We start from the raw sequence: 26,876 nt of genomic DNA, 5'->3' as shown, positions 1-26,876 counted from the left end.
GGCAGAACGTCTCCGGGGCTCGACGCGGGATCTCTCTGGTGAATTCTTCAAAGAGTTGTTAAAGTCAGGGAATCGGTGCGCCGGGAAGCCTGGTCGGCAAGTCCTAGCCGACCCCTGTAAGGCGCCCTTATGGATTCTCCCTTCTTCACCGAAGAGCCAGCCCCGGGTTTCGACATCCGTTGGCGAGGTTACGATCGCGTCCAGGTGGACGATTATCTTCGCGGCCTGACGAAACGCCGTGGCCTTCGGAGTGAGACGCCGCCTCCGAGCTTCGAACTGGTCCTGCGCGGTTACGACCAGGACCAGGTGGACTCCTTCATCCAGCGGCTCTCCCAGCCTTGGACACGGGCTCAAGAGACCGCGTCACGCCCGCTCCCTGTCCCCGGTGGCGAGATCACCGGTGCGGACGGCTGGGAGTACCGCCTGCCGAGGTCAGCGTTCATCCCAGGCGCTATAGGCATGGGGGTCCCTGTCCTGGCCGGGGCATGCGTCGCAGGCACCAGCGATGACAACCCTCCCGCACTCCGGGTGCTGCTGTTCGTGCTGATGACCGGAGGGCTGACTCTTTTCCTGTGGTCCGCCTGGCGGTCGGGCACCTACGTTTCCCGCCAGGGCATCGTCACCTACGGCATGCTCCGGCGCACCGAGACCCGCTGGCGGGACATCCAGGGGATCAGCAGAAAACAATCGCTCAGCACGGAAACCGCCGTCATCTATACGCGTCAGGGCAAGGAACTGAAACTCCATCAGCTCCACAGCCGGAACTTCCTGGTCGAGCACGAGGTTCTCGTACTGCGCGCGATCTGGGAACAGCGCCGAGGCTCGGGGTGGAAACCCATCCCCGAAGTCGTCGCGGAGATGAAACACCGCACGCTGAGCTGAGCGTGTCCGACCGTCGCCGAGCCGGTGCCGCCCCGTGAAGCCAGTCGAAGAGGGCCACGGAGGTCTCGGTGGCCAAGTGATCACATCGCAGTGGGAGTCCGTCGATGACCCTTTCCTCACCATCAAGCCCCTGCCTCCGGCCACCATCGGTGGCGGCGCTGGTCCGGCGAAGGATTCCGGCTCCGTCTTCGCGCCGGAAGCGGCCCTGGACTACCGCAGATTCCCGTGCGTCCCGATCCGCCTCGTCGCCGAGTGCGGCCACCGTTCGGCGGGGAACCGGCACGGCGGGTGCGTCAGTGCGGCGAGGTGAGTGATGGCATCGAGCGGGGCGCACGCGGCGCCGGAATCGTGGTGGGGACGCCGGGTACGGCGGCCCGGAGGGTGGGGGATCGTGATCTTGGTGCCGCTGGCGGTGGTGGCCATGGCGGTCCTGTACGCGCCACCGGGTTTCCAGGCGTGGCGGGGGCACGGCACGTGGGGCGTTTTCACGGCGGAGGAACGACGGTGCACCGGCGGCAAGTTCGGGACGAGTTGCCGGTGGCACGGCAGGTTCGTGTCCGACGATGGAACCGTGCGGCTTACCGGCGTCATCGCGAGAGGTGACGCCATCGAGGTTCCCGGCGGGAAGGCACGCGTGTTGATGAACGACGGGGACTTGGTCCGGGCGGGCTCGCGCGAGTGGATGTTCTGGGCGATATGGGGACTGTGCGGGGTGGCCGGGGAGTTCTTCGTTCTCAGGGCGCTGGCGCGGCGGCTCAGAACTTCACGATCGAGGTGACCGGACTGCTGTCGATCAGGCGGCCGTCCTTCGTTTCCCAGTTCGGCCGGAAGCCCTGCCGATGCCCGGAACTCAAAGCGAGATCACTCGAAGCGATGGAATGATCACGGATGCGGCGAGGGGACGAGGACAGGGAACGGATCATTCGGGCCGCCACGCGCCTGTTCGCGGCGCTGGGGTTCGACGCGACGCCCACCGAACTGATCATCGAGGCCGCCGGGGTCCCGGCCGACACCGTGCGCCGTCACTTCTCCAGCAACGCCCAACTGTACCGGAAGGTCATGAAGCGGGCCGCCATCGCTGAGCAGCGGGCGCTGGCCGATGCGGTGGCCGCCTTCCCCCCCACCCATCAAGGGATGGTCCGCCTCCTGGACGCCTACCTGGACTTCTACGCCTCCGAGCCCGACATGCCGGGGTTGTGGTTGCAGCGCCGCGCCGGAGACGCCATCGACACCGCCGACCTGGACGAGCGCTACTCCCGCAGCGAACTCACCTGGGTCGCCACCGCCATCCGCGACGCCGTTCCCGACCCGACCCGACCCGATCTCCGGGTTCCTCGGGCACGGCATGGTCTACTCCGACGAACGGGGCGGGTGCTTCGGGGACGGGCACGTCAACCGGCAGCAACTCGAAGAGTCCCGCGCCTACCTGCACACCCTGGCGGCCCGCGTCCTCGCCCTGCCCGGCGCCAAGGCACCCGAGGGCAAGGCAGCCGGAGGGCGGCATGGCCGGCTTCGCGAGGACGTCGTCGGATGGGAGGTCTGATCTATAGGTAATCGCGCCGCCATGCCTCAGCGGTCCGTGCCCACTCGGTGTCGATCTCCTCGCTGTCGCCCGCTGTGTCGGGATGCCGTCGATGCGAACGGTCCCGGCGTTCGTCCTTGCGTCTCCGCAGCGTTTTGAGCACGGCCAACAGCGCCCAACGCGCGGTGACGCCCAAAGCCAGCAGCGACGCCCACATCACCGGTTCCGGCAGCGTCGCCACCGGCTTCACCGCCTGGCAGGCGCGGGCAAGGCGTTTTCGACGGGGAAGGAAAACGCTGATCGGTCGGCGATCGGAGTGGCCACGGGTACTCCTCGGTCGTCAGTCATCCAACGCGGCACCGCGGTCGCCTTCGCCGCAGCGTCGTTGACCATCGCGCTGGACAAACCCCCGGGTTCCATCGTCGAAGTCCACAGCCGCTTCAGCACGGCGGTCAGGGCGTCGGCGGCCTGGTGGGGATGGGGCGGTCATGGGCGCGAGGTCGAGGAGTTCTGGTGCCCGTGCTGGTTGGCGTGCTGCGGTTGCGGCTCCTCGTTGCCGGGCGCGGTGCCGGGCTGGGGCGCGGGGCCGGTGATCTGTGGGGTGCCGTCGGCCTCGGCCGCGTCGGCGAGTGCCTGGGCGGCGGCGTGCGCGGCCTGGGCGGCGTCGGCGGCGGCCCGTTGGGCCGGCCGGTCGGAGGCGGTCTGGCGGGTGGCCGGGGACTGGGGCAGGGCCTGGGTGAAGGCGCGGGACACGTCGTTCAGGGCCGAGGTGACCTCGCTGGGGATCACCCAGAAGGTGTTGCCGGGCCCCTGGGCCAGCTCGGGCAGCATCTGCAGGTACTGGTAGGCCAGCAGCTTGGGGTCGGGATCGTTGCGGTGGACCGCCTGGAAGACCTCGTCGATGGCCTGGGACTGGCCCTCGGCCTTGAGCACCTGCGCGGTCCGGTCGCCTTCGGCGCGCAGGACCGCGGCCTGCTCGTCGCCCTCGGCGGTGAGGATCTGGGACTGGCGCTGGCCTTCGGCGTTCAGGATGGCGGCGCGTTTGTCCCGCTCGGCGCGCATCTGCTTCTCCATCGCGTCCTTGATGGTCTGCGGAGGGTCGATGGCCTTGATCTCCACGCGGTTGACCCGCAGGCCCCACTTGCCGGTGGCCTCGTCCAGCACGCCCCTGAGCTGGTTGTTGATGGTGTCGCGGGAGGTGAGCGTGCGCTCCAGGTCCATGGACCCGACCACGTTGCGCAGGGTGGTGACCGTGAGCTGCTCGACGGCCTGCAGGAAGTCGGCGATCTCGTAGGCGGCGGCCCGCGGGTCGGTCACCTGGAAGTACAGGACTGTGTCGATCTCAACGACCAGGTTGTCCTCGGTGATGACCGGCTGCGGTTTGAACGAGACGACCTGTTCGCGCAGGTCGATCACCGGATAGACCCGGTCGATGTAGGGGATGACGAAGTTGAGGCCGGGCTTGAGGGTGCGGTGGTAGCGGCCGAGCCGTTCGATGTTGCGGGCTCGGGCCTGGGGCACGATGCGCACCGCCCGCAGCACGGTGAAGACCGCGAGCACGGCGAGCAGCAGGCTCGCGACCAGGAAGGTCGGGTTCTCCATGGTTCACTCCCGAGGGTAGACGAGTGCGGTGCTGCCGCTGATCTCCAGGACGTCGACGCTCGCTCCGGCCGGGATCACCAGCGTCCGGTCATAGGCGCGGGCGGTCCACTCCTCGCCGCCGATGCGAACCCTGCCGTCTGTCCCGGTCACCTCCTGAGTGACGTGGGCGGTCTGGCCGATCAGGGCGTCCACGCCGAAGCGCCAGCGTTCGGACTGGCCCCTGTGGCGCAGGGCGATGGGACGGACGAGCAGCATTCCGGCCGTGGCGGCGACGGTGAACACCAGGAGCTGGACCGGCGCCGGGAGACCGATCGCGGCGAAGCCGGCGGTGGCCAGAGCGGCGCCGCCGAGCACCGCGAGCGCGGCGGTGAGGGTGAAGATCTCGGCCACTGCCAGCATCGCCGCGACGATCAGCCAGACGAGCCACCCATCCATGCCAGGCCCCTTCGTCAGCAGTTGACGGGCACGCGAGCAGGGAACGCGTTCCCTGCCTCCATGGTGTTGGGAGGGACGCGCGCGCATAAGGCGGTAGATCCGCCAGGGAAGCTCGGCCTTACTTGCCGGGTTCCGGCAATGTAGGGCCGCTTCGGCGCCTGCCGTGGGCGGGAGCACGGTCCACCGCTTTCCGGAGCCTTCACTCGACCGTTCGAAAGAGCACAGACGTCTCAGGGGCGCCGGGCTCGCTCCCGAACCCGTGGGTACGACCGAAGGGAGCGCCTGATCCGGTCACTCGGACGGCGGCAGCGGCCGGCTCGGCCAGTCGAGAAGGCGCGCCCCCAGCACGGCCGCCTCCAGCGCGAACCGCTGTGTCGGGTCGGCGACGTCATGGCCGGTCAACTGCTTGATCCGGTCGAGCCGGTAGGTGACGGCGCGAACGCTGAGATGCAGATGGCGGGCAGCGGCGGCGGTGATCCCGCCTGATGCGAAGTATCCCGCGAGCGTGTCCAGCAGGGGCCGGGCGCCGCCTCGCGCCTGTTCCAGCGGCCCCAGCACGGTGGCGACAAGATCGATGAGGGCTCCCCGGTCACGCAGCAGCACCTGGAAGACCAGCAGGTCGGCCGCGTTCATCACCGGGGCGGCGAGTCCGAGCGACTCGGCCAGGTCCAACGTCTGGCACGCCTCCTCATACGAGCGCACGGCGCCCCCCGGCCCCGTGTGCGGGCGTCCCACCCCCACTCGCCAGCGGCGGTCGGCGCCCAGCGCCAGTTCCACCTGCCGGGCGAACTCGGCCGGCATGTCGGCGGTGGCGGTGCCGGTGGCGATGCAGACCAGCGACCCGTCCTTGGCGGTGACGAGCACGTCGCGCGCACCGAAGCGCACCCGCATGCTGGACTCGACGCGGCGGGTCATGCCGTCGCCGTCGACCAGGCTGTGACCGGCCCTGGCGACGGCGACGGCGAGCTGGCCCGCCAGGTGCAGGCCGAAGCGCTCCGCCGTCTCGGCCAGCCGGCCGAGATCACTGCGGCCGTAGAGCAGGTCGTCGATGAACTCGCGGCGGCGCGCCTCCTCCTGGCGCACCACCAGGCGCTGCGCCTGGTCATAGCCCTCGGCCAAGGCGACGATGGCGTCGTCGTCGGCGGCGCGCATGACGCTGTCGGCGATGGCGCGCACCGTGGCCCCGTCGGCCTCGGCTATGCCGGGAAGCTCACGCCAGGTCAGCCAGTTCGCGCTGAGATACAGATCGACCAGTGCGCGCAGGGGAACGTTCTGCTCGACCGCGGCGGCTCCCAGCACACGCCGGGTCTCGAGTTCGGCCCGCCCCAGCCGGCGACCGGTCGCGCTCACCGCGACCAGCATTTCGATGTAACCGTCGAGGAAGGACGCCAATTCGGCGCTGGCACCGGCGTCGGCGGCCGCGCGAGCGGCGATGGCGCCGGCGTCCACCGTCCAGGTCTCGTGCTCGGTCGTCACGGCCGCTCCTCAGCGTGCGCACCTTCTGTACGCGTCGTGGTTGCCGGATTCCGGCAGGTGGTAAGCCCAAAGTAGCTTGAAGGCCAAGCCCCGGCCGGACAGGCGGTGTGGATCTTCTGGCGGACCGGAGGCGTCCGTTCCCGGGTGGAGCCTCGCTACCAGCCTGAGGGGTGGGGTGCTGGCCGGCCCGCGCGTGGCGGGCCCGTCAAGACCCCGTTAAGGTGTCCTGAGGTGTGCCGGGAAGTCTGGTCGGCGATGTCCGTATCCGTTCTCCCGAAAGCCCGGTGCGCCGATGACGACCCTGCTGACCGCGTTCGCGGCCTTCCTGCTGCTGGCGGTGCTGATTTCCAGCCTGGCCAACCGCACCATCCTGTCCACCGCGGCGTTGTTCCTGGTCGGCGGCTTCCTGCTCGGCGACGGCGTCACCGGAGTGGTGTCGCTCAAGCCCGGCGACTCCCTGGTGGGCGGGCTGGCGGAGCTGGCGCTGTTCGCGGTGCTGTTCACCGACGGCATGCACGCCGGGTGGAAGGACCTGCGTTCGGCGTGGCGGCTGCCCGGCCGCGCGCTGGGCTGGGGCCTGCCGCTGACCCTGGTGGTCACGGCGCTGCTCGCGCACTACGTGGTGGGCCTGGGCTGGATCGAGTCGCTGCTGGTCGCGGCGATCCTGACGCCCACCGACCCGGTGTTCGCCGCCGCGCTGGTGGGCAACGACAAGGTGCCGCCCCGGCTGCGGCATCTGCTCAACGTCGAGTCCGGCGTCAACGACGGGCTGATCCTGCCGTTCGTGGTGCTGTTCCTGGCCATCGCCAAGGGCTCCGACGACCTGCACCTGGGCGAGTTGGGCACCGAGCTGGCGCTGGGGCTGGTCATCGGCGTGGCGGTGCCGTGGGCGGCCATCATGCTGGAGCGCACCCGCCTGTTCGCCATCGCGCCCAAGTACCAGCCGCTCAACGCCGTGGCGATCGGACTGCTGGTGCTGGCGCTGGGCAAGGCCACCCACGGCAACCTGTTCCTGGCCGCCTTCGCCGCCGGGATCACCGTGGCCACCATCGGCGAGCAGCACCGCAAGGCGTTCGAGGAGTTCGGCGAGCTGGTCGCCGAACTGCTCAAGCTGGCGGCGCTGCTGGTGTTCGGGGCGCTGCTGACCCCCGCGTTCCTGGGCGACGTCGGCTGGACCGGCTGGCTGTTCGCGATCCTGGCGCTGGTGGTGGCCCGGCCGGTGGCCATCTGGATCTCCTTCCTGCGCTCGGGACTGAGCATGCGCGAGCAGGGCGCGGTGATGTGGTTCGGCCCCAAGGGGTTCGCCTCGGTGGTCTACGGGCTGCTGGTGCTGGAGTCGGGCATCCCCGCCGCGGACCAGATCTTCCACCTGGTCGCCGTCACCATCGTGCTGTCGATCCTGGCGCACTCCTCCACCGACGTCGTCGTGGCCCGCGGCTTCGACGACGAACGCGACGTGCCCGCCTGGCACGGCAAGGCGCGTGCCCTGCTCCGCCGCGACGGCTCCTCCCCCGCCGACCCGCCTCCCAGCGTCGAGGGCGACCAGGGCTGATCATCGACCGGAAATGATCAATGCCTCCTTGCGGCGAGCTGCGGTCTTTACGTAGCGTTGATGGCAATGCGTGCACGTATGGCGCAGGGTGTGCCGGGAAGTCTGGTCGGCGTCCGACTTCGCCGTCCCCGCCACCCGAGGAGCCCGCGCACGTGCGTCTGCCTTCCCCGCTCAAGCAGTTCACGCGCTCCGGCCCCGGCCGGACCGAGGCGCTGGCCGACTTCTTCCGCAGGGAGGCCACCGGCGGGCAGATGCTGCTGGGGGCCACCGCCCTGGCCCTGCTGTGGGCCAACCTCGCCCCCGGCGTCTACGACGATCTGTGGGGGACCAAGGTGGGTCCCGACTGGCTGCACCTGCGGCTGTCGCTGTCGGCGTGGGTGTCGGACGGCCTCCTGGCGATCTTCTTCTTCGTCGCCGGCATGGAGGTCAAACGCGAGCTGACCGTCGGGGAGCTGGCCGGATGGCGCGCGGCGGCCCTGCCGCTGCTGGCCGCGCTCGGCGGCATGGTCGCTCCCGCCGTGGTGGCGCTGGCGGTGTCGCGTGGCGCCGCGGCCGAGGGCGGCGCGTGGGCGATCCCGGTGGCCACCGACATCGCCTTCGCCCTGGGGGTGTTGGCTCTGGTGGGGTCGGCGCTGCCCACCGGGGTGCGGGTGCTGTTGCTGTCGCTGGCCGTCATCGACGACCTGGGCGCCATCGGCCTGATCGCGCTGCTGTTCACCAAGAACCTGGATCTGGTGTGGCTGGCGGCGGGTCTGGCCCTGTGCGCGCTCTACTGGCTGGCCCAGCGCCACCGCCGCACTCCCCTGGTGATGATGGTCCCGCTGGTGGCGGCGGCGTGGATCTGCATCCACGCCAGCGGCGTGCACGCCACCGTCACCGGCATCGTGCTGGGCCTGCTGACCCCCGTGGTCACCGCTCGCGGCGAGGAACGGTCACCGGCCGAACGGCTGGAGAAGCGCCTCCACCCGATCTCGGCGGGGATCATCGTGCCGCTGTTCGCGCTGGCCGCCGCCGGCATCCAGCTGGCATCCCTCGGCAAGGCCGTGGCCGACCCCCTCGCCCAGGGCGTGTACCTGGGGCTGCTGGCAGGCAAGATCGTGGGGATCTTCGGTGGCGCCTGGCTGGCGGTGCGGCTGCGGCTGGCGACGCTGCCGGGCGGGATCGGATGGGCCGACGTGCTTCCGGTCGCGGTGCTGGGCGGGATCGGTTACACCGTCAGCCTGCTGATCGCCCGCCTGGCCACCGACGATCCCACCGCGATCCAGCACACCTCCACCGCCGTGCTGGCCGCCTCCCTCACCGCCACCCTGCTCGCCCTGGTGCTGCTGCGCCTGCGCGCCGGCGCCCACCTGACCAGGCCGGGCGAGTGACCTCCCTGCCCGACGATCCGCTCATCATCGGCGCTGGCCAAACGAGGGTGCCGCCCGATGAACACCGGACCGTCACCGATCGTCGTGTGCCACGGCGGGTTCCAGCAGTGCTCGGCGTCGCGATCACGGGGTGGGTGCCACGCTTGGTCCTGCAGCGCGAGTCGCTCGTCGCGGCGGTGCTGGGCGCAGGTCCGGACGCCCGTTTCGCCGCCATCGGTGTCATGATCACCACCGCGCTGACAATATTCCCACTAGGGCTGGGGCGTCCGTGAACGTCAGACGTCGGCTCGGTCGCCGTGCGGGGGCGGGGACGGAGGTGCCGGCCTGGTGACGATGGACACCAGGGCGCACCGGTCGGAGTTCGGTGAAGTCGTCATCCTGACCCTCATCCAGATCGGCGGACTGGAATTCCCGGTGATGTTCGAGGTGCTGGGCGTTGGCGGCGTCCCAGTCCCGTGCGAGCGTCCGCCCGGCATCCCACAATGGTCGCCGGGCCACCGCACCACCAGGCGTACTGCGCGCTCTCGCCGCCCCTCCACGGTGGCCCGGCGGTGCTGTGACGTTACCTTGCGAACAAGATTCCGACTCGGCCGTATAGGTGCAGAGGAGGGGTTGGAGGCGGCTCAGAACGCGCGTTCGGCCACCGTCACCCGCTGGCTCGCCTCCAGCGCGGCGCGCAGCCTGTGGGCTGGCAGCGGCGCGGCGGGGGCGAAGAGTACGCGCTCGGCCGGCACGTCGGGTCCGGCGAGATAGATCTGGGTGTCGGCGCCGGACCCGGGCTCAAAACGCCAGCTGTCGGCGAGGGTTCCGGCGTCGACGGTGTCGAAGCCGAGCCGGTCGATCAGCCGTGCCGCCCGGGCTTTGGCGCCGGGGTCGTCGCCGGCGATGGGCAGGGCGCTGCGGTCCGCGCGAGTTGGCGATCACCACATCGATGCCCGCCGCCACCGCCAGCCGTGCGACCGCAGTCCCGATACGCCCGCTCCCGATGATCCCCAGGGTCGACACCGTCAGCTCCTCCTCCTGGTGGCCGCCCAAAGCCCATCCGCTCCTGGACGCACAGACCACCCGACCACGTTAGTGGGCGTTGATCTCATGATCGTGTGACTCAGCCGTCGCGCCAGGCGAGGGTGTTCTCGCGGGTGAGACGGCGGGTCATGAGATTGATCAAGGCAACTGGATGATGGCTTCGGAACCGGCAGAGGTAGAGCATCAGCCAGCTCAGGGGGCTCCACCACCCAGCGGTGCGGCAGCGGGGTGAGGACGGCCTCTGATCGTTCTTGTTCAGCGGGTGGAGGACGATCGCATGATCGGGACAGCCGGAATCATCAGCCTGCCGTCCCGGATGCCGCGGCCTTACGGCGACGCGGGGTGGGTGGGCTGGTCCGGGAGGGATGGGGGTTGCCAGTCCCACAGTGGTGCGAGGGCGCGGGGCGCCAGGCGATTCCACAGCGCGGAGGGGGTCAGCCGCAAGGACAGGGTGGTCAGGTGGTGGGCTGCGGTTCCGGCGTTGAGGACCTGCTGTCCGGCGCGGCGGGCTGATTCGGCGGTGGTCTGGGTGCGCGGGCGGCGTTCGCGGTCGTAGCGGGTCAGGGCGTCGGTGACCGTGGGTTCGGTGGCCAGGGCGGCGGCCAGCACGACGGCGTCCTCGATCGACTGGCCCGCGCCCTGCCCGCGGTCGGGGCTCATCGCGTGGGCTGCGTCGCCGAGCAGGGCGACGTTCCTGTGGACGAACGTGGACAGCGGCGGCGCCTCGTGAATGTCGATGCGCCGCACCTGGTCGGCAGGGGTGGCGTCCAGCAGCGCGGGGACCGGCTGGTGCCAGGCGCCGACGCGGCGGCGCGCCTCGGCCAGCTCGTCGGGATGGCGGACGCCCGGCCGGTCGGCGGCGGCGAGCAGCGCCCAGTACGTCTGGCGGGCCCCTACCGGATGGATCAGAAGTGCCTGGCCTCGCCCCAGGGTCATGCTGCCGCGGAGTTCGGGGGGTCCGTCCGGGCCGACGGGGTGGTCGAGTTCGGCCAGGCCCAGCCAGGCGGTGTAGTTCAGGAAGCGCGGGGGCGGGGCGTCGGGCCACAGCAGGCCGCGCGTGGTGCTGTGGATGCCGTCGGCTGCCACGACCAGGTCGGCGGTGAATTCCTCGTCATCGCAAATGACCGTGGCGGTAGGGCCGTTGGCGCGCAGGGCCGTCACCTGCGCTCCGGTTCGCACCCGTCCGTCGGGCACCGCCTTCAGCAGGAGCTGGTGCAGCGCGGCACGTCGGAACGCCAGCAGCGGCGGGACGCCCTGGTCGGGAGCGCGCATCAGGTGGCCGCCGGACGGGGTGCGCATCGCGTGCGTGGCCCAGGTGGGGACGCCGACGGCGCGGGCTCGGTCGCCCAGGCCCAGGGCGTCGAGCGCCCGCAGCGCGTTGGGCGACAGCGACAGCCCGACGCCGACCTCCTCGAAGCGGGCGGCCCGTTCCAGGACGGTGGCCCTCCAGCCGATCCGGTGCAGGGCGACGGCGGCGGCCAGGCCACCGATGCCGCCACCGATCACTACGGCGGTTCTGCTCATTTCTCCCCCAGGGGGGCTGGCGGCGGAGCCTGGTCGAACACCTCGGCCATCCAGTCGAAGACGTCGCGGGCCTCGCGGAGCCGTGCCGCTCGCGCGGTGCCGGGGCCGACCAGGGCCATGCCGTCTGCGGCGACCTCGCGGAAGGCCGTCAGGGCCGCCACCTGGCGCCGCACGACCTTCTCCCACGCGCCGTCGACGACCCGGTAGTAGGCGGTGCGTCCGCCGGGGCGGGTGCGGCGCTCGATGAACCCCATGGTCATCAGGGTGCGGGTGCTGGTGGTCAGGGCCGCCCGGCTGGCGCCGATCGCCGCGCAGATCTCGGCGGCCGACTGCTCGGGCGGGTCACAGACCATCAGCCAGCCCAGCACGCGCCCGGTCACCGGCGGCACACCGTCGGCGGCCAGGTACATCGCCACCCGCTCGACCCACTCCAGCAGTTCCTTGTCGGCGGGCCCGGCGTTGTCGGTCAAAGTTCGCCCACTTCAGCTATAGAAAGCTGTTTCACAAACTACTGAAACAATACAGGTGGGCCATGGCGGATTGTCAACCTTCGAGGCGTCCAGAAGTGACCTGGCGGGCAGACCTCTGACCTCTTCGGGTCGGCCCGGCTCACCTGCGCGGGATCTCGTATCGAGCTTTGCGAGGCACGGTCTCGGCAACGGAGTGGGGGTCGACGAGCAGGGCCGCGTGTCCCGCGCCGGTCGCCGGATTCGGCTTCCGGGGCGGGGCACGCGGCCGGGTGGGGCCGTTCAGCGACCGAGGTCGCGGCGGCCGAAGCGCCAGGTCCCGAGGGCGATGAGGACGACGGTCGCGGCGGCCAGGACGCCCGCGTCGGCGAGCTGGAGGCCGTTCTTCAGCGGCTCGCCGCCGATGTAGTAGTGGAACGGGGTCAGGTGGCGCAGCCAGTCAGCGCCGATCTGCGGGGCGAAGCCGTTGACCGCGTAGGCCAGCACGCCGACCCCGGCGGTGACGCCGAAGACGACGGGGCGGCTCTTGCCGGTGGCCGCGCCGATTCCGGTGGCCAGGGCGCCGAACAGCAGGCCGAGCAGCGCCAGGTGCAGGGCCTGGGCGGCGAAGTTGGTGACGCTGATGGAGTCCAGTTCGGCGCTGGTGCGGATGGCCAGCATGCCGGCCAGGACGACCAGGGCGATCAGCACCGTCCCGGCGGTGAGCGCGGCGAACCGGTGCAGCAGCAACCGGGTGCGGCCGATCGGGTGGGCCAGCAGCAGGTCCAGGTAGCCCGACTCCTCGTCGGCCGAGACCATGCGGGCGCCGGTGGCGGCCCCGTAGAAGGTGACCAGCAGCGGCACCAGCAGCCCGAACACCGCGCCCTTGAGGTATCCGGCGGCGTTGGACAGGTCGTTGAGGCCGAAGCCCTCCATCGCCTCGGGGACCGAGGCCATCGCGTCGGCCGACAGCTGCGGGTAGAAGGAGCCGTACATCATCGCCAGCACCCCGGTCGCCAGGGCCCAGACGGCGAAGATCCGCCGGTTGTCGTAGAGGGTCTTGGTGAACATCGACCGGCCGGAGGCACGGGCGAGACCGGAGGTGCCGGGCAGTGGGGCGGTGTGGCGGGTGGCGGTCATGGCGCGTCCTTGGAGGGAGAAGGGGGGCGGATCAGGCGGCGACGGGGCCGGGGGCGGCCTCGCCGGTGTAGTAGGCGTGGAACAGCTCTTCCAGGTCCTGGCTGTCGGCGCGCAGGGCGGTGACGGTGTGCCGGGCGGCGGCCTTGACCAGGGCGTCGGGGCTCCCGTCGACGCGGCAGGTGAGCGTGGCGTCGTCGATCCTCACATCGGTCACGCCGGGCAGGGAGGCGAACTCCTCGGCGGCGACCGGCGCCGCGAAGTCGATCCGCACCTCCAGGAACGACCGGGCGCGCAGTCCCGCCACGGTGTCGGTGGCGACCAGGCGGCCCTCGCGGATGATGGCGACACGGTCGGCGACGGCCTCCACCTCGCTCATGATGTGGCTGGACATGAACACCGTCTGTCCGGCGTCGCGCGCCTCGGCGACCATCTCCAGGAACGTCTGCTGCACCAGCGGGTCCAGCCCGGAGGTGGGCTCGTCCAGGATCAGCAGTTCGGGGTGGTGCATGAACGCCTGCACCAGGCCGACCTTCTGCCGGTTGCCCTTGGACAGGCTCTTGATCCGCGCGGTCAGGTCCAGGTCGAGACGGTCGGCGAGCTCGGCGATCCGAGCGGCCGGGACGCCGCCGCGAAGGTTCCCCAGGAAAGCCAGGCACTCCCCGACGCGCTGGCGGCCGTCGACCACGAAGTCCCCGGCCAGGTAGCCGATGCGGCGGTGCAGTTCGACCGCGTCGGTGCGCGGGTCCAGGCCCAGCACCCGGGCGGTGCCGGAGGTGGGGCGGATCAGGTCCAGCAGCAGCCGGATCGTGGTCGACTTGCCCGCGCCGTTGGGGCCCAGGTAGCCGAACACCTCCCCGGGGTTCACCCCCAGCGTCAGTCCGGTCAGGCCTCGCCGGGATCCGTAGGTCTTGGTGAGCTCGGTCAGCTCGATCGCCGTGTTCATGCCTGGAGATTATCAGAACTTTCAGAGATTTCTGAAGATTCAGAGCTGTTAAACTTCCGTCAGGATCACGGACGAGGGGGACGACCTTGGCAGACACCACCGAAGCCGCCGAGCGGATGGCACTGTCCCTGTCCCAGGGCGGGCTGCAGAAGGCGACCGCGCGGGTGCTGGCGGCGCTGATGTTCGCCGACACCGACAGCGTCACCGCACCCGAGCTGGCCGAGCAGCTGGGCATCAGCTCCGGCTCGGTGTCGGGGGCGATCAAGATGCTGTCCACCGTCGGACTGATCGAACGCGTCCCGGCGCCGGGCAGCCGCCGCGAGCACTACCGGCTGCGCGAGGGCGCGTGGGCCACGTTGATGTCGACGCAGAACGGCATGGTCCAGGCCATGTTCGAGGCCGCCGACCAGGGCATCGCGGCGGCCGGGGAGAACAGTCCGGCCGCGCGCCGGTTGGAGGAGATGCGCGACTTCTACGGCTTCATGTTCCGCGAACTGCCCGTGCTGTTGGACCGCTGGAAAGCCGAGCGGGGTCTCCCCCGGACCGGCGACCGGTGACAGGTTGAAGCGGGGTGCGTTCTCGGGCAGGGCGCTGAGCAACGAGGGAAGGGCGCGGCGGCGGTCACGTTCCGATCAGGTCCCGCACGACGAGCACGTACAGGCCCCAGACCGCGACGACGGCCATGAGGGCGTACTCCCGCCAGGCGAGCCCTGGCCGCGCCTGGATGGCGAACGACATGAGCTTGACCGGCGGGAAGGGGCTCCGGGGCGCCCTGTCCTCTGGGAGAGGGTGGATGAAGCGGTGGAAGTACACCTGGATGAGGCTCATCCCGACGAAGAGCCCGGTGAGAAAGCTGAGATGGTGCGCCCCGGTCGCGAACAGCAGGGCGACCAGGAGGATCTGGACGACCAGGGTGACGTCGTCGTAGACGGCGATCACCTTGTGATCCTTGGCGTAGTTCCGCTCCATCTGCCGGATCCGCTTGTCGTAGGGCAGCAGGAAGTGGATCGCGAACCGGACGAGCGCCTGCACGCAGTAGAGGACCAGAAGGATCTTCAGCGCCGGCTCCATCGTCAGCCTTCCCTCTCTTGCCGGGGCGGGTCGAACCAGGCGTGGAGAGCGGACGGATCGACGATGTGGACCGCCCCGGGGGCGACGCCGAGGATCCGTTCCAGGGCGGCCGTGTAGGCGGCGACCGTCCGATCGACGGCACTCGGATCGGCACGCCCCTCCTCGCAGGCGAAGAACAGATCGCCGAGACGTTCGTTGAGGTCCTGGACCAGGGACACCAGGACCTGCCCGAATCCGACGGCGGTCGGCAGGGTGAAGACGCCGTCCCGCACGCCCTGCTCGACCACCCGCTCGAACAGGGGCGCGAGCCGCTCGGCGATGCCGGCACGGGTCCTGTGCCGCGTCAACGCGTTGCCGTCGGAGTTCCAGACACGCAGCAGGGCGACCAGCCGATCGCGGTGTCCGGCCTTCCATCCCGCGAGTGCCTGGAAGATCTGGTTGAGCTTGCCGAGGGCGTCGGAGCCCGGGGTCTCGACCACCTCAGCGAGATGCTCTTCGATCTGGTCCGCCGTCCGGTCGACGATGCCGGCCAGCAGTGCCTGCTTCGAGCCGAAGTAGTGGTAGAGCGCGCCCTTGGACATACCCAGCTCATCCAGGACGTCCTGCACGCTCATCTGCTCGTAGCCACGGGTCTCCACCAGCCGCTGGGCGACGTCGAGGATCTGCCGCCGCCGCGTCGCGTGCGCCGCCTGGTCGACCGTCCGGGCCATCTCCACTCCCCTATTCTTAAACCGACCGTCGGTTTAAGAATAGGGCGGACGTGCCCGCAAGCGGCCACCGCGGCATCGGGCCGGTCCGGAGGGCCGGCCCGATGCCGCAGGTCAGGTCACCGCTGGGCGGGTTCGGCTTCGGTTTCGCGGGGGCGGTCGCGGAAGTAGTCGCGGGTCTCGCGGTAGACCAGCGGGGACAGGATGAGCAGGCCCACCAGGTTGGGCAGGGCCATCAGGCCGTTCATGACGTCGGAGAAGGTCCACACGGTGGTGAGGGTGGTGGTGGAACCGACGTAGACCACCGCGATGAACAGCAGCCGGTAGGGCAGGACCGAGCGGCGGCCGAACAGGTACACCATGCAGCGTTCGCCGTAGTAGGACCAGCCGAGGACGGTGGAGTAGGCGAAGAAGATCACGCTGATGGTGACGATCACGCTGCCCCAGTCGCCGGGCAGGCCCTCGTCGAAGGCGCGGCCGGTGAACTTGGCGGCGTCGTCCTTGCCCGCCTCCTTCCACACGCCGGTGACGATGATGGTCAGGGCGGTGAAGCTGACGACCACCAGGGTGTCGATGAAGGTCTGGGTCATCGACACCAGGGCCTGGCGGACGGGGTGGGTGGTCTTGGCGGCGGCCGCGGCGATGCCGCCGGTGCCCAGGCCGGACTCGTTGGAGAAGATGCCGCGGGCCACGCCGTAGCGGATGGCGGCGGCCACGGCGGCGCCGGCGAAGCCTCCGGTGGCGGCGGTGCCGGTGAAGGCGTCGGTGAAGATCAGGCCGAGGGCGGCGGGCACCTCGCCGATGTTGAAGGCCAGGACGGCGGCGGCGCCGAGCACGTACAGGACGATCATCACGGGGACGAACGCGGCGGTGACGCGGCCGATGTTCTTGATGCCGCCCAGGATGACGGCGGCGGTCAGCAGGGTGATGATGGCGCCGGTGGCCCAGGTGGGCACGCCCCACTCGTCGTTGACGTTGGCGGCGACGGTGTTGGCCTGGGTCATGTTGCCGATGCCGAACGCGGCGATGGCGCCGGCGATGGCGAAGAAGCCACCGAGGAAGACGCCGAGGGGGCCCTTGATGCCGTGGCGCAGGTAGTACATGGGGCCGCCGCTCTGTTCGCCGACGGCGTCGGCGCGGCGGAAGCGGACGCCGAGGAACGCCTCGCTGTACTTGGTGGCCATGCCGAGCATGCCGGTGACCCACATCCACAGCACCGCGCCGGGACCGCCCAGGGCGATGGCGGTGGCGACGCCGGCGATGTTGCCGACGCCGACGGTGGCGGCCAGGGCGGTGGCCAGGGCCTGGTAGTGGGAGATGTCGCCTTCGGCGCCGCCGTCGCTGCGTTTGAAGAAGGCGAGCCAGAAGGCGAGGCGGAAGCGGCGGACCTGCAGGCCGCGCAGCAGGACGGTGAGGTAGAGCCCGGTGAGCAGCAGCAGGGGGATGAGGAGCCAGGGACCCCAGACGAAGTCGCTTGCGTTGGTGAGGATGTCGTTGACGGTATCCACGTCACCACCGTTGGCAGAGGGAGCGGGCTGGTCACCAAGGAAACTAAGGAGACGGCCGGTGACTTGGAAGACCTGGGACGAAGAGTTACGAAATCATGTTGGTTCGACGTCGGAAAAATCGACGACTGGCGCTGTCACGTTCGAGGCGGACCGGGTTCGCTCAGCAGGTCGCCCCGGATGATGCGATGCAGCCCCCGGTCGTCGGAGAGTTCTCCCCGAGCGTCGGGATGGGCGTGGTAGTAGCACAGGGCGTGCCACAGCAGCGCCGGATCGACATTGAGCGTCTGGGCGTGAAGCTCGATGCGCGAGTGTGGAAGGAATCTCCGGAGGCCGGGGTCCCGCGGCTCCCCCTCTGAAAGGAGCAAGACGATGAACTGCGTGTTGTCCGCCCCTTGAGCGGTGATCTCTCGGATCCTCCGCCAGGGCACGGCACGCGGATCGGGTTTTCGCTCCAGGACGACGGCGGCCGGGGTCAGGGTCACTCGGCGTGCGCGACGCGGTCGGCCGGTGGCGAGGCGGGCCGACAGGACCACGCCGACGCCGAGGAAGACCAACGCGATGGCGACGAGGAGGGGATCGCCACGGGTCCCGGAGGTGGTGGAGAACGCCAGGGCTCCCGCCGCCGTTCCCGTCCCCAGCGTGTAGAGGACGCTCGCCGGGCCCCCGGTCCCCGCGCGGCAGGGGAAGACGACGCCCGTCCCGTCATGGCGGACCGCCGCGCGGTCGCGTGCGAGGACCGTCAGCCGTGCGGCGGTCAGGCACATCAGGCCGAAGACGGTGGTCGCGGCGGCGAGTGCCGGGTCGAAGGACGGGCCGCCGCCGGTGGCCAGCGCCCCCGCCGCAAGGCAGAGCACACCGAACACGGTGATGACGGCCGCGCGAGGCCGTCCGGCCGCTTTCGGCAGGGACCAGGCCAAGGGCCAGGGAAGTCCGGACGGGCTCAGGCGGTCGCGTGCCATCGGGTCACCGGACCCGGTGGTCGCCGTTGGAGGGGAGGGCGGCGGCGCGTTCGATGGCCTGCTCGACGGACCCCACCCGGTCGGCGAGCAGGTGGATCGCCCGGGCCACCGAGTCGTCGTCGCCGAGAGCCTGCGCGCGCTGGTGGGCGGCCTTCACCTCGGCCCAGCGGCGCTGCTGGACGGCGGTCATCAGGCCGCGCAGCTCGGCGAGCTTGAGCAGGTTCGCCTCGGCGTCGGAGGTGAGGGTCTGGGCTTCGGCCTGGTAGTGGTCGGTGATCGTGCTTTCCAGTTCGTCGTCGTTCATCACCGGGACGATGCGTTCGGCCAGCTTGTTCATGTCGCGGTAGGAGCCCTGGAGCAGGAAGGGCGGTTCGGTGCGGGAGGCGTCGGCCTGGGCCGCCGAGGCGATGTAGGCGCGGTTGACGGCCCAGACCGTCCGCTGGACGCGCAGGAGCTTGCCCAGGACCGCGAGGATCTGGTCCAGTTCGGCCTGCTGGTAGGGGTGCGTCAGGCGGTCGGGGCGGACGGTGTCGTCGTCCGCGGCCATGCGGACCAGCAGGTCGATGTCGCCGCGGTCGCGGGTGGACAGGGGTGCCAGGACCGGGTTGGAGGTCAGGGCGTTCTCGATGTAGCTGAGGGCGAACAGGTCCTCCCGGCCCGACAGCACGTCGCCCAGGTTCCACACGTCGGCGCGGTTGGCGAGCATGTCGGGGACGTGGAAGCGGGTGCCCGACCCGGTGTAGGGGTTGCCCGCCATGCAGACCGCGAAGCGCCGACCGCGCAGGTCGAACGTGCGGGGCTCGCCGTCGCGGACGCCCTCGATCCGGCGCTGCGCGTCGCACAGCGGGATGAAGCGCTGGAGCAGCTCGGCCGAGGTGTGCTGGATGTCGTCCAGGTAGAGCAGCACGTTGTCGCCCAGCTCCAACGCGAAGTTGATCTTCTCGACCTCGCGGCGGGCGGCGGCGTCGGGTGCTCGGGCGGGATCCAGGGAGGTGACGCCGTGGCCGAGGGCGGGGCCGTCCACCTTGATCAGGAGCAGCCCCAACCGGTCGGCGACGTACTCCATCAACGTGGTCTTGCCGTATCCGGGTGGGGAGAGCAGCAGGAGCAGGCCCGTCCGGTCGGTGCGCTTGTCGTTTCCGGCCGCGCCGAGCTGTTTGGCGAGGTTGTCGCCGACGAGGGGCAGGTAGACCTCATCGATCAGCCGGTTGCGGACGAAGGAGCTCATCACCTTCGGCTTGTACTCGGCCAGGCGCAGGCGCTTGTTCTCGGCGGCGACCAGGGCGTTGCGGCGCTTTTGGTAGACGCGGAACGCCGGGACCCGCTCGGTACGGAAGCGGTGGACGCGGGACAGCACCTCGTCCAGGCGAAGGTTCAGGGCACGATCGGCGACGCGGGGGTGGGTGCCCAGCAGGTCGGTGATCGTCGCGGTGAGGACGGCTTCGGAGTCGTAGCGCGGGAACGCTTCCCCGCACAGCGTCACCGCGACCGCCTCGGGCAGGTCGTCGGGGTTCCCGAACGACGCCAGCCACGCCTCCGCGAGCTGGCGGCGGGCGTCCAGGTCGTCGCCGAGGGCGTTCAGGTCCTTGTGGAAGTCGGCGCGGGCCTCCCCCATCGCCTCGTCGAAGTCGCGCAGCAGCGTTCGCGCCCCCGCGCCGGTGACGAAACCGGCGGGGGCGCTCGCCAGCTCTTCGACCAGGTATTCGGCGGCCGACACGGCGTGCGGACCGCCGATGGCGGCGGCCAGTTCGCCGACCAGGTCGGTCACGGGTCGGGTGCGGCCGAACGTCTCGCGCGCCCTGACCAGGGACGCGGCGCGTGTCGCCCACAGCGCGCGGGCGGGCTCGTCGAGGTCGAACGCCCAGAACAGCTGAGCGGCGGCCCGCGCATGGGTGGAGTAACGCAGCAGCCCCGCCTCCTGCCGCAGGCGCAGCAGTACTTGCAGGATCTTGGCGGCGTCGTGGTCGTGGACGCCGCGTTCATAGCCCTCGTCGTAGCGCGCGGCGGCGGCCGTGCGGACCACGTGGAGCAGGTCGTCGCCGGGATCGGCTTCGTCGAGCAGGGTGACGGCCAGGTATTCGGCCCGGTACACCTCGGCGTTCTCCGAGGGCAGCGTCTGGGTCCAGAACGCCCGGGTCTCCGCGAACCCCTCCTCCCGCACGGGCGACCGGTAGCCGGTCCCGGTCACGGTGAACGCCATCGCGTCGCCGTCCGGGACCAGCGTCAGCTCGATCGGCTGGGTGTTGACGGCGAACCGGTGCCGTCCCAGGCGGATGGTGCCGCCGCCGTCGCCGTACAGGTCGAGCCGGTCGCGCAGGGACCGCCCGGCCTCCTGCCGGGCCGCCTTGACGCGGCCGTCCAGCTCCTCGGCGCGGGCCTGGTCGCCGAGGCCGCGCAGCTCGTCGGCGACGGTGCGCAACCGCGTGACCATCGCGTCGGTGGCGAAGAAGGCGTTGATCTCCTCCAGGGAGGCCAGCATGGCCGCGCGCCGCCGTACGCCCGCCAGGATGCGTTCGGCCGACTCGGTCAGCCGGGTCGTCTGCCGGGCGCGCTCGTCCAGCAGTGACTGCTTGCGCGCCGAGAAGGCCTCGTAGACGTCGGTGCGCTTGTTCTCCAGTTCGGCCAGGAAGTCGTCGAAGTCGGCGAAGCGCGACTCCAGCGACTCGATCTGGAGCAGCAGCCGCCCCAGGTGCTCGTCGCAGCGTTCGGGGGCGTCGGCGGTGGCCAGCGCCCCGGCGACCGACTGTTCCAGCAGCGCGAACTCCGCCCCGAACGCCGCCCGTCCCTCGACGTCGAGGAGGTCGCGGCGGCGGTTGTCCAGCACGGCCCGGGCCCGGTTGACGCCTCCCAGGACCTCTCCGACGTGTTCGAGGATGGCGGTGCGGACGGTCGCGTCGGCGATGTCGAGGGAGCCGACGGTCTCGGTGACGACCTCCAGGCCCTCGGTCTGCGCCGCGAGCCGTTCGGCGACCGGCATCGCCTCGACGGCGGTCGCGATGGCGGCGGCATCGGCGGCGAGGCGTTCGATGGCGGCGTGGTAGCCGGTGAACGCGTCCGCGCCCTGGAGGAACTCCACCGCGCCGCGTCCGGCGGCGTCCAACGCGTTGTTCAACGACGCCGCAAGGTCGTCGATGCGTTCGGTGTCGGCGTACCGGATGTCGCGCAGCGTCTCCACGCGGCCCTGTGCCCGCCGGAGCCCGGCCAGCAACGCCACCCAGCCGTCGGCGCCGTCGGGAGCCTCGGTCGCCGCGCGCCGTACCAGCGCTCCGACCGTGTCGGCGGCCTCGTTCACGGCGGTCTCGGCCTGCACGGTCAGCGCTCGGACCTTCTTGTACTCGTCGAGCACCAACGTGGCGGTCCGGCGGACCTGTTCCAGGGGATCACGCAGGTCGCCCAGCTCGGTGTCGCCGAGCCAGTGGTGCCGGTCGGCGGCCCGCGCGCACGCGGCGATCAGCGCCTGGAACACCTCGGCGGAGGGTTCCATGTCCCGGACCATGCGGGTGATCGCCAGGCTGTCGGCGATGCCGCGCACCAGGTCGGCGTTGCCGACGCGCTCCAGCGGGCCGGTTCCGGCGGGCTGGGCGGCGGCGTGGGCATCCGACACGAACGGCGTCGCCCACACCTGCACCGGATGCACGCGGGCCGGTTCGTCGCCGAACGCCCGCAGCGCCACCAGCGTGCCGTCGTCGAACAGGGCGAAACCGTGGCAGACGATCGGGTTGGCGACCTGTTCGCGGACGGTGTTGTAGGGCAGCAGCAGGCAGCGGCCGCCGTCGCGGGAGTGGAAGACGTACAACACGTCCTCGCCGTTGGGCGACCGCACGACCCCTTCGTACTCCAGGCCCGTGACATCGGTGTCGAAGGTCTTGGCGACGCCGGTGTCCAGGTAGTAGCCGCCGGGGAAGATGACGCCCCGGTCGTCGGGGAGCCTGCGGCACGCCTGCTCGATCCCGTCGAGCCGGACGACCTGCCCGGTGCGGGTGTTGAAGACCAGGTGCCGCCAGGCGGTCTCGTTGTAGGGGCGGATCCGCAGCAGGATCAGCGCGCCGACGCGGGCGTGCAGCACGCCGGCGTCGGCGAGGCTCTGCAACGGCTCGTCCACCGGTTCGCTGTGGACGCCCGCGTCCGACTCGGTGTCGTTCTCGACCTTGACGGTGAGGGTGCCGCCGAGGGTGTCGACGAACACCTCACCGTTGATCGAGATGTGCGGGAAGCGACCCGGCACGTGGTCGTCGCGGGTGGTCTCGGTCCAGGTGAAGTCGTGCGGGTCGGGCAGGACGTGGTCGCGTTCGCCTCGGTTGTCCTCGTAGACGACGGTGCCGTCGGCGCCGGTCCGCCAGCGCAGCACCCGGATGTCGGTCAGCCGCGGGCCGGTCTGGAAGACCGCCAGCAACCGCCCCTCGACGCGTCGTAGCCGCAACAGCCGTGCCTGCCGGTAGTACCGGTACATCTCGGCGAAGTCGCGGCGGAAGCCGGGACCGTCCAGCAGGCCCGGCACCGTCTCCGGCGCGACCTCGGCGAACACGATCCGCCCGTCGTCTCCGCGCGCGCGGCGGCGCAACGCGAACACGTCGGCGACCTCGGTCCCGGGTCTCGCGCCAAGGGACGGGTTGGAGCCGAACAGCATCAGCCCGCCGACGGCGACGATGTCGCGGGGCGCGCAGTCGTGGTCGGTGCGGACGCGCTCGGTCCCGACCAGGCGCAGCTCGGCGCCGCCGAACGTGGCCAGGCGGCGCGCGTTCAACGCCTCGGCGCGTTCGGCCAGCTCGGCGGTGTGACGCGCCAGGCGGGAGCGCAGCACTTCATAGGTGCCGTGGTCGAGCCCGGCCTCGCCGGTGGGAACCGTCTGCTGGCTCACGTCTCCTCCTCACGCGGGGCGGCGTTCCGGCCTGTGGAACGCCGCCGTGTCGGGACCGTCAGTTCTGGGCGGGGACGGCGCCGTTGGCCGCGGTGGCGGTCGACGGAGCGGCGTTCAGCGGGGCGTCGGCGACGCCCAGCTCGCGCGCGGCGTCCAGCAGCTCCCGGAGACGTCCGGTCTCCGGGCCGCCCGCCTTGATCAGCCGCAGCAGCAGCGCCGACAGGGTCAGGTCCCGGACGCCCGAGGCGTCCAGCGATCCCAGCAGCCTGCCCAGGTCGTCGGTGAGGCTGCCGGTGCCGTCCAACCACGGCCCTGCGACGTCTTGGACGACCTGCGAGCCGTTCACGAACCCGTCCACGCTCTTGCCGAGCGCGATCGAACCGACGAGCCGGTCGAAGAACACGCTGTCGCCGCCGACGATGTCGATGTCGGCCTTCTCCAGCCCGGTCGCCACGATCCTGGCCTGCGCCTCGGCGACCTGCCGCTGGGTCTCCAGCCCGGCCAGCCGCAGGTCCTTCTCCGCCTCCAGCCGCAGCCGGTACTCCTCGTGCTGGCGGGTGGCGTCGTCGAGCGCGGCCATCGCGGCGGCCTTGTCGGTCAGCCCCTCGGCCTCGGCCTTGAGCCTGGCGCGGATCGCCTCGGCCTCGGCCAGCGCCAGTTCCTGCGCGGCGGCGGCGTTGGCGCGGCCGACCTTCTCGATCGCCTCGGCGTCACGCTCGCGCACCCGCACCTCGGCCAGGCCGGGCGCGGCGGCCTCGGCCTGGACGCCCTCGGCGAGGGTCTTCTTGGCGGTGGCCTCCAGCTCGGCGGTCTGCTGCCGCGCCTCGGCCAGCACCAGCCGCTCGCGCGCCCGGTGCCGGGCGGCGGCCTCGGCCGCCTCGGCGGCCTTGATGTCCTTGACCAGGTTCTCCTGCGCCTCGGCCTCGGCGCGGATGATGATCTGCTGGCGTTCGCGCTCGGCCTCCTCGGTGGCGCGCAGCCGCTTGATGGACTCCTCCTGCTCGGCCACGGTCCGCTCCACCGCGATCCGCTCCCGGACCACGTCGGCGATCTCCCGCTTCTCGCCCTCGATCTCCTTGTCGGCGGCGATCCGGGTCAGGCCGGTCTCGCGTTCGCGGGCGATGACCTCCAGCAGCCGGTCCTTCTCGATCCGCTCCGACTCGATGGCGATGACGCGTTCGCGGTTCTTCTCGGCGACGGCGATCTCACGGTTCTTGTTCTCGGTCTGCACGCCGAGCTGCTCGTCGGTGCGGATGTGCGCGGTCTGGGCGCGCAGCCGCTCCTCGGCCTGGACGCGTTCGATCTCGGCCTGCTCGCGGGCCCGCACGGTCTCGACCTCGCGCCGCTGGCGGATCTCGGCGTCGGCCTGGCGGCGCTCCAGCTCCAGGATCGCCTCGCGCGCCTCGACGTTCTGCCGGGTGATCTCCTTCTCCTCGGTGCGGGCGTGCTCGTTGGTGGCCACGTGCTGGATCGCGGTCAGCTCGGTGATCTTCCGGATGCCCTGGGCGTCGAGGATGTTGTTCTTGTCCAGCGACAGCAGCGGCGTCTGCTCCAGGTGGTCGATCGCCGCGTCCTCCAGGCTGTAGCCGTTCAGGTCGGTACCGATGACCTCGATGATGTGGTCACGGAACTCGTTGCGCCGGGTGTAGAGGTCCTCGAAGTCCAGGTGCTTGCCGACGGTCTTCAGCGCCTCGGAGAACTTGGCCGCGAACAGCTCCTGCAACGTCTCCTGGTTGCTGGCGCGCTGCGCGCCGATCGCCTGGGCGACCTTGATGACGTCCTCGGCGGTCTTGTTGACCCGCACGAAGAACGTGATGCGGATGTCGGCGCGGATGTTGTCCTTGCAGATCAGGCCGTCGCGGCCGGTGCGCTCGATCTCGATCGTCTTCACCGAGATGTCCATCACCTCGGCCTTGTGCAGCACCGGCAGCACCACCGCGCCGGTGAACGTCACGTCCACCGACCGCGTCTTGGAGATGATCAGCGCCTGGCCCTGCGGCACCTTGCGGAACAACCGCGTCACCACCAGCACCAGGCCGAACGCCACCAGCAGCGCCAACGCCACCAGCACGCCGATCCCTATGGTCAGGGCATCCATCGAAAAGTCCCGTCTGTGAGGGGAAAAGGAGAGGACGCGGGGAGGTCAGCGACCCGGGTCGAGCGCCGTGTCGTACGGCATGACCAGGAAGACCTCGCCGCCCGCGTCGTAGTCGAAGATCAGAGCGGTGGCGCCGAACGGAAGCGCCGCCGCGTCGCCGTCGGGTACGCGGATCTGCACCACGGCCGTGGAACCGTCGGCGGCGGTGACCTCGGCCTGCCCGAAGCCGGCCGTCACCCGCCCGGTCCGGACGACGCAGACGCGGCCGACGAAGTCGCGGCGCGACGGCGCGACATCCGCGGGGAAGACCCAGCGCAACGGCCGCACCAGCGCCCGCGTCCCGAGCCAGGCCCCGGCCACCGCCGCCCCCAGCACCGGCACCGTCACCCAGGCATGCGCAACGCCCACCAGCACCTGGCCCGCCAGGCTGAGGAACCAGGCCAGCGCCACCAGCAGCGACAGCGCGACCGTCACCGACACCCCGCCGAGCCCGGCCCAGGCCATCAGGTCGCCGAGACCGCCGCCCTCGCCACCGTCGCCAGCCCCCGCTTCGGCGTCGACGTCGAGGGCGTCGGTCCCCAACGCCCCGAACAACACCAGCGCCCAGTACCCGGTCACGACCATCAGCGCGAAGCTGAAAAGAACGGCCGGGAAACCAAGCGCGGCGTCGAGGAATTCACCCATGACAAACACGCTCTTCCGCATTTATGGCAGCAGTCGTCAAGCCAACGGCGACCGCAGGGAATGCGGCTACCCGGCTTGTGAGAAAGACAGCGGAGTCTTCAGAGCAAGAGCCCGCGACCGAAAGCGGTCACGGGCTATCAGGGAAGGCGCGCGCCAGCAGCACGCAGCGCATGAGTGAGATTCGAGATGAAGGTGCCATCAGGTCCCCGTCGGCCATGGACGCGCTCCAACAGCACGTCTCCCAATGCCGACCAGACTTCCCGGCTCACCTGACGGTGATATTAGCGCATCCTTTACAAGGACGAAAGAGGGTTACCCACGGTTCCGCCCATAAGGATGTCCCGTGCGGGCAGTACGTTCGCCATGAGGACGGATGTCACCCACCCGTCGCACCGCCCCTCCCGTACCAGGATGAAGCGATTGCGGAGATACGTGGCAGATAAAGCTACAGATGGCTAGAAACTTCCTGGGGCAGCCACGGAAGCTTGAGGCCCCAAGGGCCGACGGTCGCTCTCCACAGCAACGAGCCGTCGATCACAAGAGGACCTCATATCGTCACTCTAAGTGATCTCCAGAGGCGTACTCCCGCACGACCGGTCAGCGTGCCGGTGGGCACACGGTGGGCACGAACCGCAATGGATCATGGCGGATGGTGCACCCATGAGACGTCTGACCTGCGAAATCAGGAACACGGGATACGACAGGACATCTGGTAACACGCAGGATGCGGCACTGCTCATGCGATTTGGATTCACGCTCATCGAGGGTTCGAATCCCTTACCCTCCGCTACTACCAGCGCCTCTGCTGAGGATCACCCCTGCGGCCGAGGCGTTTTGGTCTCTGGCGTGGCCATCGCGGCGAAGGGGCACCACGGGCGCCACCGCCAGGGCGTTGTGGGAGTAGGCGATTATCTTGGGTTCGGCCTCCGAGCCGGAGGAGACCAGGATCCGGGCGGCTCCGTCGGCGCCGGTGCGGTCCGTCCAGGGCACGCCGCCCGGCGGTGGGTCCTGCGGCTCGGCGGCGACCACCGCCCGCAGAGCGGGCAGCCGGTCGGCCGCGTGACGGTGCCCCC

24 protein-coding genes are annotated in these 26,876 nt (G+C 70.6%); 7 read left to right on the top strand and 17 right to left on the bottom strand.

Annotation, left to right across the window (positions count from 1 at the left end):
• Positions 1 to 129: 129 nt before the first annotated feature.
• Both HNR61_RS21350 and HNR61_RS21345 read left to right on the top strand, forming a co-directional pair.
• Positions 130 to 882: a DivIVA domain-containing protein gene (locus HNR61_RS21350; protein WP_182844933.1), complete on the top strand. Its 753-nt coding sequence runs from the start codon at positions 130 to 132 to the stop codon at positions 880 to 882.
• 391 nt (positions 883 to 1,273) lie between these two features.
• On the top strand, positions 1,274 to 1,660 hold the full coding sequence (locus HNR61_RS21345) for a hypothetical protein (protein ID WP_182844932.1): 387 nt from the start codon (positions 1,274 to 1,276) through the stop codon (positions 1,658 to 1,660).
• On the opposite strand, the gene HNR61_RS21340 is transcribed toward HNR61_RS21345, so the two are convergent.
• The gene (locus tag HNR61_RS21340; protein WP_182845231.1) at positions 1,638 to 1,856 is read right to left on the bottom strand and encodes a hypothetical protein; all 219 of its coding nucleotides are present in this window, start codon (positions 1,854 to 1,856) and stop codon (positions 1,638 to 1,640) included. The two genes, HNR61_RS21345 and HNR61_RS21340, sit on opposite strands and share 23 nt — an antisense overlap.
• Before the next feature lie 371 nt (positions 1,857 to 2,227).
• On the opposite strand from HNR61_RS21340, the gene HNR61_RS48005 reads away from it, so the two are divergent.
• On the top strand, positions 2,228 to 2,425 hold the full coding sequence (locus HNR61_RS48005) for a hypothetical protein (RefSeq protein ID WP_246443570.1): 198 nt from the start codon (positions 2,228 to 2,230) through the stop codon (positions 2,423 to 2,425).
• Between the two features lies 1 nt (position 2,426).
• On the opposite strand, the gene HNR61_RS21330 is transcribed toward HNR61_RS48005, so the two are convergent.
• The 4 genes from HNR61_RS21330 to HNR61_RS21315 all read right to left on the bottom strand — a co-directional run bounded on the left by HNR61_RS21330 (position 2,427) and on the right by HNR61_RS21315 (position 5,917).
• Complete coding sequence (locus HNR61_RS21330; RefSeq protein WP_182844930.1) at positions 2,427 to 2,645, bottom strand: hypothetical protein; 219 nt, start codon at positions 2,643 to 2,645, stop codon at positions 2,427 to 2,429.
• Positions 2,646 to 2,890: 245 nt separating this feature from the next.
• Positions 2,891 to 4,006 (bottom strand): SPFH domain-containing protein, encoded by a 1,116-nt coding sequence (locus HNR61_RS21325; RefSeq protein WP_182844929.1) that lies wholly within the window; start codon positions 4,004 to 4,006, stop codon positions 2,891 to 2,893.
• A gap of 3 nt (positions 4,007 to 4,009) precedes the next feature.
• On the bottom strand, positions 4,010 to 4,441 hold the full coding sequence (locus HNR61_RS21320; protein ID WP_182844928.1) for an NfeD family protein: 432 nt from the start codon (positions 4,439 to 4,441) through the stop codon (positions 4,010 to 4,012).
• Between the two features lie 291 nt (positions 4,442 to 4,732).
• Positions 4,733 to 5,917, bottom strand: coding sequence for a PucR family transcriptional regulator (locus HNR61_RS21315; RefSeq protein ID WP_312898013.1), 1,185 nt, complete (start codon positions 5,915 to 5,917; stop codon positions 4,733 to 4,735).
• A gap of 292 nt (positions 5,918 to 6,209) precedes the next feature.
• On the opposite strand from HNR61_RS21315, the gene HNR61_RS21310 reads away from it, so the two are divergent.
• The 3 genes from HNR61_RS21310 (at position 6,210) to HNR61_RS21300 (ending at position 9,111) form a co-directional block, all read left to right on the top strand.
• Positions 6,210 to 7,469 carry a cation:proton antiporter gene (locus tag HNR61_RS21310; protein WP_182844927.1) on the top strand — a complete coding sequence of 420 codons (1,260 nt, stop codon included), beginning with the start codon at positions 6,210 to 6,212 and terminating at the stop codon, positions 7,467 to 7,469.
• 152 nt (positions 7,470 to 7,621) lie between these two features.
• Positions 7,622 to 8,839 carry a Na+/H+ antiporter NhaA gene (gene nhaA / locus HNR61_RS21305; RefSeq protein WP_312898012.1) on the top strand — a complete coding sequence of 406 codons (1,218 nt, stop codon included), beginning with the start codon at positions 7,622 to 7,624 and terminating at the stop codon, positions 8,837 to 8,839.
• Positions 8,836 to 9,111 (top strand): hypothetical protein, encoded by a 276-nt coding sequence (locus tag HNR61_RS21300; RefSeq protein ID WP_182844925.1) that lies wholly within the window; start codon positions 8,836 to 8,838, stop codon positions 9,109 to 9,111. The genes nhaA and HNR61_RS21300 overlap by 4 nt, the downstream gene beginning before the upstream one ends.
• A gap of 508 nt (positions 9,112 to 9,619) precedes the next feature.
• Here HNR61_RS21300 and HNR61_RS48000 read toward each other — a convergent pair.
• From HNR61_RS48000 to HNR61_RS49280, 5 genes are all read right to left on the bottom strand, one after another.
• Positions 9,620 to 9,844: an NAD(P)-binding domain-containing protein gene (locus HNR61_RS48000; RefSeq protein ID WP_312898011.1), complete on the bottom strand. Its 225-nt coding sequence runs from the start codon at positions 9,842 to 9,844 to the stop codon at positions 9,620 to 9,622.
• A 348-nt stretch (positions 9,845 to 10,192) separates the two neighbouring features.
• The gene (locus tag HNR61_RS21290; RefSeq protein ID WP_182844924.1) at positions 10,193 to 11,389 is read right to left on the bottom strand and encodes an FAD-dependent oxidoreductase; all 1,197 of its coding nucleotides are present in this window, start codon (positions 11,387 to 11,389) and stop codon (positions 10,193 to 10,195) included.
• On the bottom strand, positions 11,386 to 11,859 hold the full coding sequence (locus HNR61_RS21285; protein ID WP_246443252.1) for a GbsR/MarR family transcriptional regulator: 474 nt from the start codon (positions 11,857 to 11,859) through the stop codon (positions 11,386 to 11,388). The genes HNR61_RS21290 and HNR61_RS21285 overlap by 4 nt, the downstream gene beginning before the upstream one ends.
• A 279-nt stretch (positions 11,860 to 12,138) precedes the next feature.
• Entirely contained in the window at positions 12,139 to 12,975 is an 837-nt protein-coding gene (locus HNR61_RS21280) for an ABC transporter permease subunit (protein WP_182844923.1), read from the bottom strand.
• 31 nt (positions 12,976 to 13,006) lie between these two features.
• Complete coding sequence (locus HNR61_RS49280; RefSeq protein ID WP_182844922.1) at positions 13,007 to 13,918, bottom strand: ABC transporter ATP-binding protein; 912 nt, start codon at positions 13,916 to 13,918, stop codon at positions 13,007 to 13,009.
• Positions 13,919 to 14,004: 86 nt separating this feature from the next.
• Here HNR61_RS49280 and HNR61_RS21270 point away from each other — a divergent pair, with 86 nt between their 5' ends.
• On the top strand, positions 14,005 to 14,475 hold the full coding sequence (locus HNR61_RS21270) for a GbsR/MarR family transcriptional regulator (RefSeq protein ID WP_246443250.1): 471 nt from the start codon (positions 14,005 to 14,007) through the stop codon (positions 14,473 to 14,475).
• Between the two features lie 64 nt (positions 14,476 to 14,539).
• Here the strand turns inward: HNR61_RS21270 and HNR61_RS21265 are convergent, their stop codons facing one another.
• The 7 genes from HNR61_RS21265 to HNR61_RS21235 all read right to left on the bottom strand — a co-directional run bounded on the left by HNR61_RS21265 (position 14,540) and on the right by HNR61_RS21235 (position 25,803).
• The gene (locus tag HNR61_RS21265) at positions 14,540 to 14,989 is read right to left on the bottom strand and encodes a hypothetical protein (RefSeq protein WP_182844921.1); all 450 of its coding nucleotides are present in this window, start codon (positions 14,987 to 14,989) and stop codon (positions 14,540 to 14,542) included.
• Between the two features lie 2 nt (positions 14,990 to 14,991).
• Positions 14,992 to 15,699 (bottom strand): TetR/AcrR family transcriptional regulator, encoded by a 708-nt coding sequence (locus HNR61_RS21260; RefSeq protein WP_182844920.1) that lies wholly within the window; start codon positions 15,697 to 15,699, stop codon positions 14,992 to 14,994.
• A 116-nt stretch (positions 15,700 to 15,815) separates the two neighbouring features.
• The gene (locus tag HNR61_RS21255) at positions 15,816 to 17,204 is read right to left on the bottom strand and encodes an alanine/glycine:cation symporter family protein (RefSeq protein WP_182844919.1); all 1,389 of its coding nucleotides are present in this window, start codon (positions 17,202 to 17,204) and stop codon (positions 15,816 to 15,818) included.
• 134 nt (positions 17,205 to 17,338) lie between these two features.
• Positions 17,339 to 18,163: a hypothetical protein gene (locus tag HNR61_RS21250; protein WP_182844918.1), complete on the bottom strand. Its 825-nt coding sequence runs from the start codon at positions 18,161 to 18,163 to the stop codon at positions 17,339 to 17,341.
• Between the two features lie 4 nt (positions 18,164 to 18,167).
• Positions 18,168 to 23,021, bottom strand: a complete 4,854-nt coding sequence (locus HNR61_RS21245; protein ID WP_182844917.1) for a DNA repair ATPase — start codon at positions 23,019 to 23,021, stop codon at positions 18,168 to 18,170.
• A 58-nt stretch (positions 23,022 to 23,079) separates the two neighbouring features.
• A complete protein-coding gene (locus HNR61_RS21240) occupies positions 23,080 to 25,119 on the bottom strand; it encodes a flotillin family protein (protein WP_182844916.1) in 2,040 nt (679 codons plus the stop codon).
• Positions 25,120 to 25,164: 45 nt separating this feature from the next.
• Positions 25,165 to 25,803: a DUF1449 family protein gene (locus tag HNR61_RS21235; RefSeq protein ID WP_182844915.1), complete on the bottom strand. Its 639-nt coding sequence runs from the start codon at positions 25,801 to 25,803 to the stop codon at positions 25,165 to 25,167.
• Between the last annotated feature and the right edge of the window lie 1,073 nt (positions 25,804 to 26,876).

Origin of the sequence: Actinomadura kijaniata, from assembly GCF_014138665.1 — a bacterium.
In the GTDB taxonomy this organism is placed as follows: Bacteria; Actinomycetota; Actinomycetes; order Streptosporangiales; family Streptosporangiaceae; genus Spirillospora; species Spirillospora kijaniata.
Note: the sequence above shows the minus strand (reverse complement) of the source record. Positions and strands in the feature narration are given on the sequence as shown.

What these genes read in the sequence shown, in the direction of transcription:
- HNR61_RS21310 (WP_182844927.1), top strand. Translation starts at nt 6,210, where the DNA reads ATGACGACCCTGCTGACCGCGTTCGCGGCCTTCCTGCTGCTGGCGGTG.
- HNR61_RS21350 (WP_182844933.1), top strand. Translation starts at nt 130, where the DNA reads ATGGATTCTCCCTTCTTCACCGAAGAGCCAGCCCCGGGTTTCGACATC.
- HNR61_RS21320 (WP_182844928.1), bottom strand. Translation starts at nt 4,441, where the DNA reads ATGGATGGGTGGCTCGTCTGGCTGATCGTCGCGGCGATGCTGGCAGTG.
- HNR61_RS21280 (WP_182844923.1), bottom strand. Translation starts at nt 12,975, where the DNA reads ATGACCGCCACCCGCCACACCGCCCCACTGCCCGGCACCTCCGGTCTC.
- HNR61_RS21240 (WP_182844916.1), bottom strand. Translation starts at nt 25,119, where the DNA reads ATGGATGCCCTGACCATAGGGATCGGCGTGCTGGTGGCGTTGGCGCTG.
- HNR61_RS21265 (WP_182844921.1), bottom strand. Translation starts at nt 14,989, where the DNA reads ATGGAGCCGGCGCTGAAGATCCTTCTGGTCCTCTACTGCGTGCAGGCG.
- HNR61_RS21235 (WP_182844915.1), bottom strand. Translation starts at nt 25,803, where the DNA reads ATGGGTGAATTCCTCGACGCCGCGCTTGGTTTCCCGGCCGTTCTTTTC.
- HNR61_RS21325 (WP_182844929.1), bottom strand. Translation starts at nt 4,006, where the DNA reads ATGGAGAACCCGACCTTCCTGGTCGCGAGCCTGCTGCTCGCCGTGCTC.
- HNR61_RS21250 (WP_182844918.1), bottom strand. Translation starts at nt 18,163, where the DNA reads ATGGCACGCGACCGCCTGAGCCCGTCCGGACTTCCCTGGCCCTTGGCC.
- HNR61_RS21260 (WP_182844920.1), bottom strand. Translation starts at nt 15,699, where the DNA reads ATGGCCCGGACGGTCGACCAGGCGGCGCACGCGACGCGGCGGCGGCAG.
- HNR61_RS21290 (WP_182844924.1), bottom strand. Translation starts at nt 11,389, where the DNA reads ATGAGCAGAACCGCCGTAGTGATCGGTGGCGGCATCGGTGGCCTGGCC.
- HNR61_RS48005 (WP_246443570.1), top strand. Translation starts at nt 2,228, where the DNA reads ATGGTCTACTCCGACGAACGGGGCGGGTGCTTCGGGGACGGGCACGTC.
- HNR61_RS49280 (WP_182844922.1), bottom strand. Translation starts at nt 13,918, where the DNA reads ATGAACACGGCGATCGAGCTGACCGAGCTCACCAAGACCTACGGATCC.